General features: G+C 64.6%; 10 protein-coding genes. 6 read left to right on the top strand and 4 right to left on the bottom strand.

The genetic code is table 11. The annotated features are described in order from the left end of the window. Positions 1 to 28: 28 nt before the first annotated feature. Positions 29 to 1105: a DUF2252 family protein gene (locus ACZ1JV_RS00860; RefSeq protein ID WP_465149206.1), complete on the bottom strand. Its 1077-nt coding sequence runs from the start codon at positions 1103 to 1105 to the stop codon at positions 29 to 31. A gap of 254 nt (positions 1106 to 1359) precedes the next feature. Between ACZ1JV_RS00860 and ACZ1JV_RS00855 the strand changes: the two genes are divergently transcribed. Further along, the gene (locus tag ACZ1JV_RS00855; protein WP_465149205.1) at positions 1360 to 2229 is read left to right on the top strand and encodes a LytTR family DNA-binding domain-containing protein; all 870 of its coding nucleotides are present in this window, start codon (positions 1360 to 1362) and stop codon (positions 2227 to 2229) included. 191 nt (positions 2230 to 2420) lie between these two features. Next, positions 2421 to 3071 carry a hypothetical protein gene (locus tag ACZ1JV_RS00850; RefSeq protein ID WP_465149204.1) on the top strand — a complete coding sequence of 217 codons (651 nt, stop codon included), beginning with the start codon at positions 2421 to 2423 and terminating at the stop codon, positions 3069 to 3071. A gap of 22 nt (positions 3072 to 3093) precedes the next feature. On the opposite strand, the gene ACZ1JV_RS00845 is transcribed toward ACZ1JV_RS00850, so the two are convergent. Then, the gene (locus ACZ1JV_RS00845) at positions 3094 to 3786 is read right to left on the bottom strand and encodes a pentapeptide repeat-containing protein (RefSeq protein WP_465149203.1); all 693 of its coding nucleotides are present in this window, start codon (positions 3784 to 3786) and stop codon (positions 3094 to 3096) included. 255 nt (positions 3787 to 4041) lie between these two features. Here ACZ1JV_RS00845 and ACZ1JV_RS00840 point away from each other — a divergent pair, with 255 nt between their 5' ends. After that, complete coding sequence (locus tag ACZ1JV_RS00840; protein ID WP_465149748.1) at positions 4042 to 5643, top strand: inorganic phosphate transporter; 1602 nt, start codon at positions 4042 to 4044, stop codon at positions 5641 to 5643. A gap of 16 nt (positions 5644 to 5659) precedes the next feature. Here the strand turns inward: ACZ1JV_RS00840 and ACZ1JV_RS00835 are convergent, their stop codons facing one another. Continuing rightward, on the bottom strand, positions 5660 to 6772 hold the full coding sequence (locus ACZ1JV_RS00835) for an ROK family protein (protein WP_465149202.1): 1113 nt from the start codon (positions 6770 to 6772) through the stop codon (positions 5660 to 5662). Positions 6773 to 6918: 146 nt separating this feature from the next. Here ACZ1JV_RS00835 and ACZ1JV_RS00830 point away from each other — a divergent pair, with 146 nt between their 5' ends. Genes ACZ1JV_RS00830 through ACZ1JV_RS00820 form a run of 3 tightly spaced genes read left to right on the top strand, consistent with a single transcriptional unit; the run spans position 6919 to position 11601 of the window. After that, the gene (locus tag ACZ1JV_RS00830; RefSeq protein WP_465149201.1) at positions 6919 to 9417 is read left to right on the top strand and encodes a TonB-dependent receptor; all 2499 of its coding nucleotides are present in this window, start codon (positions 6919 to 6921) and stop codon (positions 9415 to 9417) included. Beyond that, a complete protein-coding gene (locus tag ACZ1JV_RS00825) occupies positions 9417 to 10598 on the top strand; it encodes an ElyC/SanA/YdcF family protein (protein WP_465149200.1) in 1182 nt (393 codons plus the stop codon). Before ACZ1JV_RS00830 ends, ACZ1JV_RS00825 begins: the two co-directional genes overlap by 1 nt. Positions 10599 to 10617: 19 nt before the next feature. Then, positions 10618 to 11601, top strand: coding sequence for a phospholipase C/P1 nuclease family protein (locus tag ACZ1JV_RS00820; protein WP_465149199.1), 984 nt, complete (start codon positions 10618 to 10620; stop codon positions 11599 to 11601). On the opposite strand, the gene ACZ1JV_RS00815 is transcribed toward ACZ1JV_RS00820, so the two are convergent. Next, positions 11570 to 12943 (bottom strand): MFS transporter, encoded by a 1374-nt coding sequence (locus ACZ1JV_RS00815; RefSeq protein ID WP_465149198.1) that lies wholly within the window; start codon positions 12941 to 12943, stop codon positions 11570 to 11572. The two genes, ACZ1JV_RS00820 and ACZ1JV_RS00815, sit on opposite strands and share 32 nt — an antisense overlap. Positions 12944 to 13277 lie beyond the last annotated feature (334 nt).

Here is a 13277-nt window from a genome sequence, read left to right as displayed (position 1 = left end):
CGTGACGAAGCTCCTTGGGACACCAGCCTCAGCAATCAGCCTTGGGAGAGGCTGCGCGAAAGGCTTCGAACTCGCTCCCCGTCCATTTCGCCACCGCTTTGGCGGCTGTGGCCAGCCAGTGTTCCGGGCGGCGATCCAGATCGTCGAGAACCGGCTGGCGGACGGGTTCAAGGCCCGAATGGATGTTGGCCAATTCATGTCCCATGGCCCCCAGCAGTTTTGCGCGAAGGGCAGCGTTCGGCTCGGCCATGTCGATTTTCCGGCTATTGGGCGCCAATCGGCGGACGACGTGGCGCTGCCGATAGCTCAGGAACGGATCGGGGGACCGCCACCGGCTTTCGGCCAGTTCCGCCGCCAGCTCCGGCGCCGTCCCGTCGTTGCCCGCCGCCACCCAGCATGACGGCATCAGCGCCTTGGCCTCAACCGCGATCGGCCCACCGCGATAGGACCCGAAAGCGGCGAAACGCGCCCGCCCAAGACTGCCGGTTCCGGCCGAACGGCGCGAATAGACGACCGATGGCACGGGTTCCGGCAGAGCCGTCACTATGGCAGCCTTCATGTCTGCGGTGGGCGCATCTTCCCCAGCTGCCGCAAGATCGGCCCAGAACGCCTGCCGCTTGTCGTCCGACGCGGCAAAGGCATTGCGCAGCCAGAGATGATCGCGTTCCAGCACGAAAGCGGCGGGATCGTCCAGCCCCCGGCGGTAGCCCTCAAGGATCGGCATAGCCGTATCGTCGGCGTCGGCGTCATCGTCGGCGAGCAGGACGCTGGCGCAAAGGCGCACCAGATCCAGCGCATAGGGAAGCCGCGCGGCTTCGTCGAAGTCGTTGACGCCCCATACGAGCCGGGCTTCCGCATCGCGCCACAGCCCGAAGTTGCCGGCATGGGCGTCGCCCACGGACGGGGCGGGCGGTGCGTCCATCAACTGGGGGCAGATCGAGGGTGCGGCCTGCGCCCAGCGCCAGCAGGTGCCGCGCAGGAAAAGGAACGGATTGCGCGCCATCTTCCGATGTTTCTTCGCGATGTCCGGGGCATAGAACTCCGGCCCGAGACGGCTCTTCATGTCCGCTTCGAAATCGGCCATCGATGTCGCGAAGTCTTTCATGCGCTATCGTCCCTGTCGCTGCGCCGATTGACGGCGATCATGAAGGGCGAAGCGGCGGACGTCCATCCGCTCCGGCCGGCCTATGCCGAACTGCACGATCCCTCGTCGCTGCGCGCTATGGCCCCGCGATGGAGTGAATTCCGGGGTGGCGATTGGCCGGAACCTGCATTTTCGCTAAGAGGGGCAAGGCGTCATCAAGACACGGGAAGCTATTGCAATTCCGGCTGGCGCGTCGTGAACCGGGAGAAGTTCTTGTGACGTGGCTGCGCCGAATCCTGATCGAGCTTTGGGCCATGGTCGTGTTCGCGGCGATCATTGGCTTTCTTGGCCCGTTCGGGACCTATTTCAACGGCGATTTTGCCGCGCGGTCCTGGCGCTGGTGGATGCAATTGATGGGGGCCTATGTATTGGTCCGCCCGTCCATCATGCTTTGGACCGCCATTGCCGATGCCACCTCGCTACCCCGCCGGCTCTTGGTCTTTTGGGGCGTGCTGCTGTCCAGCTTTCCGTTGGCGCTGTTGTGGACATGGAGCGCCAGCGCCTACTTTCACTCGCTGGACGGATTTGCCGGAATCCTGCCGTTCTCGGTGCTGAGCGCGATTGCCGTGCTGGCCGTGACGTATTGGGCGCAGCGGGCGGATGAACAGTTGCGCGATGCTCTGGGGAGTGGCGGCAGGCCCGAGCATGCGGCGGAACGGTCAGGTTCACCGCAGAGCACCGGGCGATCGATGCCTGAGCGCGATGGAGATGCTAGCCCCGCCGATACGAAGCCTGCCGATACGTCACCCGGCGATACGCCGGGGCCGCGTCTGCTCCGCCGGCTCGCCCCGGGTTTCAGCGAGCCGGTGATCGCGCTTCAGAGCGAGGATCACTACGTCCGCGTTCACGGCAGGGCCGGCAGCGAAATGGTGCTGATACGCTTGCGTGATGCTGTCGCGGAAATGGATGGCATGCCGGGCGAGCAGGTGCACCGCAGCTGGTGGGTGGCTCGCGACGGCATAGCCGAAGTGACGGCGGATGGACGCAATCGCACGATACGGCTCGCCAACGGCGCCGTCGCCCCGGTCGCACGGGATTCGGTGCCACGGCTTGAACGGATCGGCTTCCTTCCCGAACTGTCCTGAAGAACCGCGCTGCCCAATACACGGACCGGGATGAGACGAAGCGACTATTCGCGCTGCGAAAACGGATAGACGCGCACGCATTCTATCGTATTGTCGCATCAAGAGAACAGAACGCACGATCATTCATTCCGGGCCGCAAACCGATCGCGTCAATCCATCGTCCTCATGTTTCTCAATCACAGGAATGCGTGATGTCCCGTTCAAGCCATGTTTCGATTGCGTTGCTCGGCTTCCTGCTTGCCGCCCCGGCGGTGGCTGAACCTTCGGGCCAGGCGCCCGCTGCCCCATCTTCCGCGTCAAGTCCGGCATCCAGCGCCGTTCCGGAAGGCTTCGCGCTCGCGCCCGATGGGACGACGCTGATCCATGTCGCCAGTGGCCTGCGCTTCCCCGCCAATTTCAAGGGGTTCGAGCGGCTGAAGGAACAGGCCAACGATCCCAGCGGCCAGTACGTCGCCATCAGCTATGCCCACCCGCTGCGTGGCACCAAGGAGAACGTGGTGGTGCGTTTCGCCGTGGTGCAGATCGATGAAATGTCGGCGCGCGACCATTACCTGATCATGCGGCAGGCGGCGATGTCGCATTTCTCCGCGCCGACGATCGTTTCCGAAGGCCCGGTGAAGATCCCGAACGATCCCAAGCTGGACGCTTATCGCGGCACTTTCAGCGGCATCCGCGATAACCAGCCCTGGCGCTTCAGTCTGACGACGGTGGACTACGGTCATTGGAGCGGCCGGATGACGGCGGCCTATCCGGAACGCAACGCAGCAGAGGCCGAGCAGTACCTTGGCGTGCTGTTGACCGAAGTTCGCGCGCAGACGCCCAAGGCGCTCGGCAAGAAATGACGGCCGAACGGAATTTGAACGCCTAGAGGACGTTCAAGCCGAGCTGGGAAAGCAGTTCGGCCGCCTGCACCCGTGAGATGGTGGCGCCGCGGAACAGCCGGGCGTCCATCAGTTCGATGCCGCCCAGGTCTGCGCCGCGCAGGTCCGCCTGTTCGAAGCGGGAGCCGGCAAGCGTTGCATTGCGCAGAGAACTGTCTTCGAACACCGCCATGCGAAAATCGGCCTTTTGCAGATCGGATTCCGACAGATCCACCCGTTTGAGAACCGCTTTCTTCAAGGAAATGCCGGGCAGGCGGGCGTAGGATAGCAGCGTTTCCTCCAGCGCGATGCCGATCGTGGAGGCATCGGTCAGGTCCGCCCCGGTCAACTTGCACCGTTCGAAACGAGCGGAGACCAGCCGCGCGCGGCGGAACGAGGCGTTGTTGAAATCGCCGCCGCTGATCAGCGCGCTGCCAAGGTCGGCGCCGACGAACGAGGCTTCGCTCCCCCGGCAGCCCAGAAACCGCGCGCTGGCCAACGTTGCCCCATCGAAGCGGGCGCCGCGCAGGGCGCATCGTTCCAGCACGATATCCTCCAGATCGAGCCCGGAAAAGTCGCCTTCGTCCAGATCGCAGTCCGTCAGCGTTCGCACACCTGCCGCCCAGGCCGAAAGCAGATCGTCGCGCCCCACGGCGCGGTCCGCCAGCCCGGGATGGATTTTTGCTGAATCGTTCATTGCGCCATTATGCGGCCCGCTGGCTGCGCGGCAAGCCGCTGCTGCCAAGATCCGGGGTAATGTCCCTGGGCCCTGACCCTAGGTATCATTCCGGGAATATGACGCGCCTGTCACAAGACGGCAGTGAATCGGTTCCAGACATGCCGGCATCATATCTCGATGCGTCCCGGCCGCGCCCTTTCCGCATGAAACCGTCGTATGCAGAAGGAGGCCGTCCGGGCGCGGCCGGAGGCACGAATGCACAATACCATCGGCATGGCCCATCCCGATTTGCCGAACCCGTCCAGCACGCGTCCCGATCTTCAAAAAGGGCTCGGCAAGGCTGGTGTGATCGGGTTTTCGGCGGCGATCCTCGCCTCCATCCTCTACGTTGCGTCCAGCGTGTTTCGCGATGCGCAGGCGGCGCATGTGCACCCTACGGCGCTGCTGCCGTTCATCCTGCTGTTCATCGCCCTGCTGATCGCGTTGGGGTTCGAATTCGTGAACGGCTTCCACGATACCGCCAATGCGGTGGCCACGGTGATCTACACCAATGCCATGCCGGCGACGACGGCGGTGGTGTGGTCCGGCTTCTTCAACTTTCTGGGCGTGCTGATGTCCAGCGGTGCAGTGGCTTTCGGCATCGTATCCCTACTGCCCGTGGAACTGATCCTGAAAGTGGGCTCTCAGGCGGGCTTCGCCATGGTGTTCGCCTTGCTGATCGCGGCGATCATCTGGAATCTGGCGACCTGGTGGCTGGGGATTCCGTCTTCCAGTTCACACACGCTGATCGGATCAATCATCGGCGTCGGCATCGCCAATGCCTTCATGGAGGGCAAGTCCGGCACCGCCGGCGTTGACTGGTCGAAAGCGGCGGAGATCGGGCAGGCGCTGCTGTTCTCGCCGCTGATCGGCTTCGTGCTGGCGGCCCTGCTGTTTCTGGCGATGAAGCTGCTGGTGCGCCATCCCGCGCTCTACCGTGAGCCGGAGCCGGGTGTGCCGCCGCCATTGTGGATTCGCGCGCTGCTGATCTTCACTTGCACCGGCGTCAGCTTCGCGCACGGATCGAACGATGGCCAGAAGGGGATGGGCCTGATCATGTTGATCCTGATCGGCACCGTTCCCACCGCTTATGCGCTGAACCGCGCCGTGCCTGCGCAATATACCGAGCAGTTCCATGTGAACGCCATTGCCGCCGTCTCCGTGCTGCAGCCCCCGGTCGAGCCGATGTCTCCGCAGGCCGCGCGCGCCACCGTGACGCGCTTCATTGCCGACAAGCAATTCGGGCCTGACACCAAGCACGCCGTGGCCGAACTGGTCATCGATATCGACGATCAGGTGCGCCAGTACGGATCGCTGGCCAGGGTCCCGGCCGAAGCGGTCAAGAACGTGCGTAACGACATGTATCTGGCATCCGAAGCGATCAAGCGTCTGGAAAAGGAGAAGGCCGCCGGGCTTTCGGAGGCGGACACAGCCGCCTTGTCGCGCGTCAAGGACTCGCTGGACAAGGGCACGCGCTTCATCCCCACCTGGGTGAAGGTTGCGGTCGCGCTGGCTTTGGGCCTTGGCACGATGATCGGATGGCGGCGGATCGTCATCACTGTGGGTGAGAAGATCGGCAAATCGCACCTTACGTATGCGCAAGGCGCCGCGGCGGAACTGGTCGCGATGGGCACGATTATGGGCGCGGATACGCTGGGCCTGCCGGTTTCGACGACCCATGTGCTTTCATCCGGTGTGGCCGGCACGATGGCGGCAAACCGATCCGGCCTGCAGATGTCCACGATCCGCAATCTGGCCGTCGCCTGGGTGTTGACGCTGCCGGCCTCGATCGCGCTGGCGGCGCTGCTCTACTGGCTGTTCCGCATGGCTATCTGAATCTGGTCATGCCCTGTCAGTCGTCAGCTGACAGGGCGTGGATAGGCAGCAGCGCGGCGCCCAGCGTGATGGGTGAGCCGCGCAGGCCTGAGACGCGGACCGGCGGCCTTCGCACGCCGAACGTTGTTACAAGGTTCGCGCGGTCAAGCCTTTCGCCCAACCCCCGCAGGATCGCCGGCGGCAGCGGGCCGGCCAGCACGATCGCGCCCGGGTCCAGCCAGGCGAAGGCGGTGTTGCAGATCAATTCGAGCTGGCCTGCCGCCCGGTCCATCCACGCCTCGATCGTATCGCGCTGGTCCGCCGCTTCGGGATCGATTTCTCCCACCGATGTCACCGCGCAGCCGGCGGCGCGTAAATTGGTGAGCAGGTCCAGCGGGCTGGGGCGGGGATGCTCCATCGGGAACAGGCAGCCCACTTCGCCCGCCACGCCGAACTGCCCGCGCACCAGCCGGCCGTCGACGATCACCCCCGCGCCGATGCCATAGCCCAGCAGCACGACCACCACGGTCGAAAAGTCCTGCAGCAGTCCGTCCACGTAATATTCGGCCAGGGCGGCGGCATTGGCGTCGTTCTCCAGCCAGAGCGGCCAGCCCAGTTCGCGCGCCATGATCTCTCGCAAGGGCACGTCGCGCCATTCGGGCAGCGCGTCGACCACGCTCCAGCGCTCGCCTTCGATGGACATGGCAGGGCCCGGCACGGCCACGCCAAGGCCCAGCATGCGCTGGCCCAGCAGGTTGTGCCGGTCCACCAGCCCATGGGTGATGCCGCGCAGCTTGGCGGCAAATTCTTGCGGCGTGATCGGCGGTATCGTTTCGCGATGGGTGGCGATCACCCCGCCGGCCAGATCGAGCAGCGCGATATCCAGCAGTCCCTTGTGCGCGGTGGCACCCACGGCATAGCCGCCGCCCGGTGCGATGCGCAGCGGGACAGCCGGCCGGCCGCGCGCCTGCGCCTCTGCCCCGGTCATCTCTTCCAGAATGCCAAGCGCCATGAGCGAGCGTGACAGCTTGGTCAGCGCCGCACCGCTCATTTCCAGGCGCATCCCCAGCGCGGAGCGCGACAGGGGCCCGGCCTTGCGCAGTTCGCGGATTATCCGTCGCTGGTCCTTATCGATCAGGGGAAGCTGCATTTTGGAAGGATTCCGATGCGCCGAAATCGGCTGGTCGCAGATATTAATTATTTTCTGTGAAATATTTAAAAATGTCACCTTGAGCCGTCAAGTGCCCCCTCGTCGCCGCTTCGGGCGGCTTTCGAATTTTCGAATCGAGGGGCATCATGTTCAAGACCGTTCTTGCCGCCGGCACGGCGCTTACCGCCATCTGCACCGTCCTTGCGACGCCCGCCTATGCCGCGGATGAAGCCGCCGCTGCCGACAGCGGTGCGGGTGCGCCGGCAGGTGAAGCGACGTCCGGCGACATCATCGTAACCGGGTCGACCCGTGCGCAGCGCCGCTTCGACGTGTCCTATGCGATCAACACGATCTCTCAGGACGATATGGCGAAGATCGCGCCGGTCAACTTCGCGGACCTGATCGGCCAGCTTCCCGGCTTCCAGACCGAAATCACCGGCGGCGAAGTGCAGAACATCTACCGCATTCGCGGGTTGCCCAGCGACGGCGGTTTCGTCAGCTTCCAGCAGGACGGCCTGCCGCTGTTCCATGAGAACGACGGCGTGTTCTTCCGCGGTGACGCCCTGATCAAGCCGGACCTGATGACCGACCGCCTGGAAGTGGTGCGCGGCGGCCCGGCGCCGGTTTATGCCAGCTATTCGGGCGCGATCATCAACGCCATCACCGTCACCGGCAGCGACGTGGCGCGCGGCAAGGCGCAAGTGACGCTGGGCGACACCGGCCTCTACCGCTTTGACGCCTATCAGGCCGGTCCGCTGGGCAAGAACACCTATTATGCCGTGGGCGGCTTCATGCGGTATCACGACGGTTATCGCGACAACGGCTTCCCCAACGACAAGGGCGGCCAGATCCGCGCCAACATCAAGCATGACCTTGAGAATGGCTCGATCAAGCTGAGCCTGAACTACGTCAACGATCACAACGTCTTCTACCTGCCGATTCCGACCGCCGACCCGCGCGATCCCAGCGTCAGCCTGGACAAGTACATCGACTATTTCACCGGCACGATGAACTCTCCGGCGTTCCGCAACGTCAACCTGAAGTACCGTGACGGCGCGGGTGTGATCCAGAGCCGCAACAGCGATCTGTCCGATGGCCGCCACATGCAGATGGTGAACTTCGGCGCGCAGTACGATGCCGATTTCGACGGCTGGCTGGTCTCGGCCAAGGCCGGGTACACGCAGGGCAAGCTGGACTTCACGGCGTTCTATTCCACCACCAACCCGGCCGATGCCGATACGTTCGCCAGCAGCTATCTGGCGCGCGCGACCACCGCTTTCGGCGCCGTCGATCACCTTGGCTACGTGCTGGCCGGCACCAACACCGTCTACGATCCCAATGCCGCCTCTGGCCTTGTCATGCAGGGCCAGTACCGCGACATCCACTCGAAGTTCTACTCGGCGCAGGGCAATCTGTCGGTCGCCAAGAAGTTCGACACTGGCATCGGCAGCCACGACATCAAGCTGGGCCTTTATGCCAGCGCCTATGGCGAAGACAGCAAGACGCTGTACCAGAACTACCTGATCGAAGTGGCGGGCAAGCCGCGCACGCTGGACCTCGTGGCCTATAACGCCGCCGGCACCGCCATCGGTTCGGTCACCGACAATGGCGTGCTGAACTATGCCGCCACGCTGAACCAGGGCGATTCCGACGCCAAGATGTTCGCGATCTATGCGAACGACACCTGGGAAATCGTGCCGGGCCTGCGCATCGATGCCGGCATCCGCCACGAACGCTACAGCTACAAGGGCTGGGCGGCGCTGACCGAGCAGGTGAACCTGGGCGACGCCACCACGCTGGCCGACGATACCACGCGCGGCTTTACGGGCGCGATCGTCACCCAGAAGCTGAAGCCCAACGTCACCAACTGGACCGTCGGTGCCAACTACGATTTCAACAACCACATCGGCATCTACGGCCGCGCGTCGCACCTTGAAACGCCGCCGAACGTGCAGACGGTGATGAGCATCAACCCGACGATCCTCACCACGATTGCCGATCAGTACGAAGTGGGCCTCAAGCTCGCCTCGGGCCGTTCGTACCTGTACGTGACGGGCTTCTACACCAACTTCGACCCGCTCAACGCCTCGTTCCTTGCTTACGATCCGACCACGGGCCGCAACGATGTGAACGTGCCGTTCGTGGGCGAAGCGCAAGTGAAGGGCGTGGAGTTCGACGGTGCCTGGTCGGTCACGCCGTGGTTCACGCTGAACGGCGCGCTGACCATCAGCGATCCCAAGTACAAGAGCTTCCAGAGCGCGACGGGCGCCGATCCGGAGCAGGTGGAAGGCAACCAGATCGTTCGCGAACCGAAGGTCTACGGCAATATCCGCCCCAGCTTCAACTTCACGACCGCCGGCACGGACGTGTCGATCTACGGACGCTACACCTACATGGGCAAGCGCTACGTCGATCTCTACAACGACACCGCGCTGCCGGCCTATGGCACGGTGGGCGCGGGCTTCACGCTGACGCGCGGCACCTGGCAGATGCAGGTGGTGGGTGACAACCTGTTCAACGCGCACGGGTTGACCGAAGGCAACACCCGCACCGACTCGCTCAGCGGGCAGGGCAGTGCAGAGGCGATCTACGGCCGCCCGATCTTCGGCCGGAACTTCCGTCTTGTGGTGAGCAAGGCGTGGTGATGGCACTGCGTTCGCGAGGTCTAGCCGCCAGCCTCCTCATGGCGGCCATGCTTCCGGTTTCGACCGTTCCGGCTTCGGCCGGGGCGGTTCGCGACCGCAAGGTGGAACGGCTGTCCGATCATCTGTTTCCGATGCTGGGCGAAGTGGGCAGCGATGCCCGCGCGGTGGCGGCGCTGAAGGCGCGCTATGACGTCGCCACGCTGCTGGAAGCCCGCCGTGCACGGGAAGCGGCTTGCGGCGAGGATGCACTCTGCGCCGCGCAGGCACTGGTCTGGAGCGACGCCGAAAAAGCGACGCTGGGCACGGCGGCAGCCGGCCTCGTTACCACCCGCAAGGCCGATGACGGCAACCTTGCAGGGCTTGACCGTGAGATCGACGGCATCAACACCGTGATCCGCACATATGCGCTGGGCCTGGCCCCGCGGTACCCGCAGATCGACGGTTCGGGCCTTGCGCCCGATAGCGAGGAAGCGAAGAACCGCACGATGGCTGCGCTGGCGCTGGCCCGCACACCGCGCGGGGGATCGGCGCAAATGCTCGATCCCAGCGTCGAGTTCGCGCTGGCGCTGCTGGATGCCAACGACCGCACCGACGCCATCGGTTACGAACCCATCAACGACGGCCTCAATGCGCCGGCCATGGCGCGCGCGAAGACCATCGACTGGAAGCGCTATCGCTATTCGGCGATGATCGTCACCGGCGTCGGCCCGGAAGTGCCCGAAATGTCGCTCAGCCCCCTGAGCAAGCTGCATATCCGGTTGGCGGCGAACCGTTTCGCGGCGGGGGACATCCCCTTCATCATCGTGACCGGCGGCCGCGCGCACCCGCGCGCCACGCGCTTTGCCGAGGCGGAGGAGCTGCGGCGCGGCCTGATCGAACGCTATGGCATTCCCGCCGATGCCATCGTGATCGAGCCCTATGCCCGCCACACCACCACCAACTTGCGCAACGCCACCCGCCGCCTGATGGCGATGGGCGCGCCGCTAGACCGGGATACGCTGATCGTCTGCAATCCGGCCCAGAGCGCCTACATCGAAGCTCCACTTTTCGCGCAGCGCAATCTGGACGAACTTGGCTATCAACCGGGGCAAGTGGGTCGCCGCCTGTCTCCGACCGAGCTTGAATTTCGTCCTTCCTCCAAGTCGGCGCGGCTTGACCCGCGTGATCCGCTGGATCCCTGATAGGAAAGGCCATCCGACGATGCGTTTTCCCGTGATCGCCGCTCTTGGCGCACTCGCCCTGCAACCTTCCGCCGCCCATGCCTGGGGCGGCACTGCCCATGCCGTGATAGACCGTGCTGCGATCGAGGCGATCCCTGCCGATGGCCCGGTCTTCCTGCGCAAGTACGAGGATTATATCGGCGCCTCCGCCTCCCTGCCGGACAGCTGGCGCGGGGATGACGAGAATTTCTCGAAGATCGAGGAAGACCCGAACCACGGCTGGTTTCGCGAACAGTTCACGTTCCTGAAGCCGATCCCGCTTTCGCGCTATGAGTTCGTCCTTGCGCTCTACAAGCATTACGAGACGATCAAGGATAGCGATCCCGCCACTGCCGCACGCACCAATGTGCGGTGGACCGGCACGCTGCCTTATGCGGCGATGGAAGCCTATCAGCGCCTGATCACCTGCATGCGCTATGTCCGCAAGGCCAATGCGGAAGGTGGCGACGCTTCGGTGCCCGAACAGCACTGCGCATTTCAGGTGATCCGCCTGGGCCACTACATCGGCGACGGCGCGCAACCGCTGCACGATTCGGTCAACAGCGACGGTTGGCGCGGTGACAACCCGCATGACTACACGCGCGATCGCACGATCCACGGCCGGTTCGAAAGCGGGTTCGTGGACGGCATGAAGCTGACGGTTGCCGATATCGCCCCGCGTATCGGCGCGCCGGGCCACCGCGAGGGCGACATGTTCGACGCCGTCCTGACGTATCTGGACACGGCGGGCGACAAGATGGAGCAGGTCTACAAGCTGGAAAAGCGCGACCACTTCACCAACTTCGCGGACCATGACACGCGCGAACTGGTCTACACCCAGACCAGCAGCGGCGCCGCCATGCTGCGCGACATGATCTGCCGCGCCTGGGCCCAGAGCGCCACTCCGCCCGCGAAAGTGGTTCCCGCGCCGCTCGACTTCGCCAATCCCAGGTTCAATCCCGAGACCGGCTCCGCGCCGGGCTGAACCATCGGGTCGCACGATGGGCTGCGAGCGCCGCGAGCACACGCTCGTGCCGCTCGTGGCCCATCCTCATGCGCGACAGCAGGGCCACGGCGGCAAGACTTCCCAGCATCGGCACACCCAGGCCAAGCGCGATCATTCCGGCCTTGACGGTGGCGGACTGCTCCGCGCCGGGCAGGTAGCCCAGCCACCCTAGCGCAAGGCCGATCACGACGGACGATCCCGCTGCGCCGGCTTTCGCGACGACCAGATAGAACGCGAAAAGGCCCGTCTCGAACCTGCGACCATGGCGCAAGGCCACGAAGTCCACGGCGTCAGCCAGAAGGCCCCAGGGCAGCATGAATACACAGCTCAGGCCGAAGCCCATCAGCAGGGCGCAGGCCGGCAGCAGGTCCGGCCGGTCCATCACCAGGGCGAACAGCGCGAAGCCGACGAACGTAACGGCATAGCCCGCCGCCAGTACGCGGCCCTTGTCGATCCGCGCGGCCAGCGGCGTCCATAGGGCGACGCCCAGGAATTGCCCCAGCGTCTTCGCCAGCAGGAGAGATGTGATCAATTCCGGCCGTTCGATCACGTAAGTCCCCAAATAGAGCAACATCCTGTCGAATGCGGGCATGGCGAACCCGGTGATCACGCCGATGGCCGCCATTGCCAGCACCAGCCGATCGCGCAGCGGCACGTCGATCCCGTCGCGATCCTGCGGCATCGCTGTGTCGGGTGCGCTGCTGCGCTGGTCGCTCGCAAGCCCGCAGGCGATCATCGTCAGCGCGAACAGGCAACCGGCTATCGCGCCGGTCAACGCCAGGCGGGGCAGATCGTGCGCGTGAACGGCCGATTGCACGGTGGGCGTCAGAATCGCGGCAACCGTCAGCGCACTGGCCGAACTGAAGAAGAACCGATAGCCGGAAACCCTGCCGCGCGCCCGGCTGTCGGCGGTAATCCGCGTCATCAGCGCATTGTGCGGCACGTCGATCAAGGCATAGGCGCCGCGAAACACCAGCAGCGCGAAAGCGAGTATCCATGCTTGCTCGATACCCATCGCCGGCATCGCGAACAGCAGCGCGAAGGCAAGGCCGCCGGGCACCGAGCCTGCGACGATCAGCCAGCGATACCCACGGCCCGAGCGGCGCAAGCGGATCACCAGCATCGCCGCCAGCAGATCGAAAACCAGATCGCCTGCCAGCGCCACCAGCATAAGCAAGCCGGAGGTCGTGCCGGAAAAGCCGAACAGGTCGGTCAGGAGATAAAGGAACGTCAGGTCCGCGCCGGCAAAGACGATGTTCTTGCCGAAATTCCCGGAGGAATAGGCAATCAAACGGGTTTCCGCGCCCAAACGGGTTTTCACGCCGCGCCATCCGGGAAATGCATTGTGCGGCCTGGCGGTTGGAGGCGAAGTCGACATCATCCAACGCCCGTAGGGCAGGACTGTTTCAGTTCGCGGACAGCCGAATCGCCGCATAACGTACTGCGGGAAAGCCAAGGCGAACGCGCAAGCGTGGCCTGCTTGCGACCACCCATCGCGCGACAAGGATGGCCGTGAGCGTGACCTAGATCACGGCATCGCCGGTGCGCGCCGAAGCAGGCCACGCCAGCGCATTCAGGACAGTGGGAAGAAATCGTCTGCGAGAGCGATTTGCGCCCGGAAAACAGGGGATTCGACGAAGGTCGTTTCGGCAATC

The organism is Novosphingobium sp. BL-S-19 (assembly GCF_055521675.1).
The sequence above is the reverse complement of the archived record's forward strand: the minus strand, read 5'-3'. Positions and strand labels throughout refer to the sequence as shown.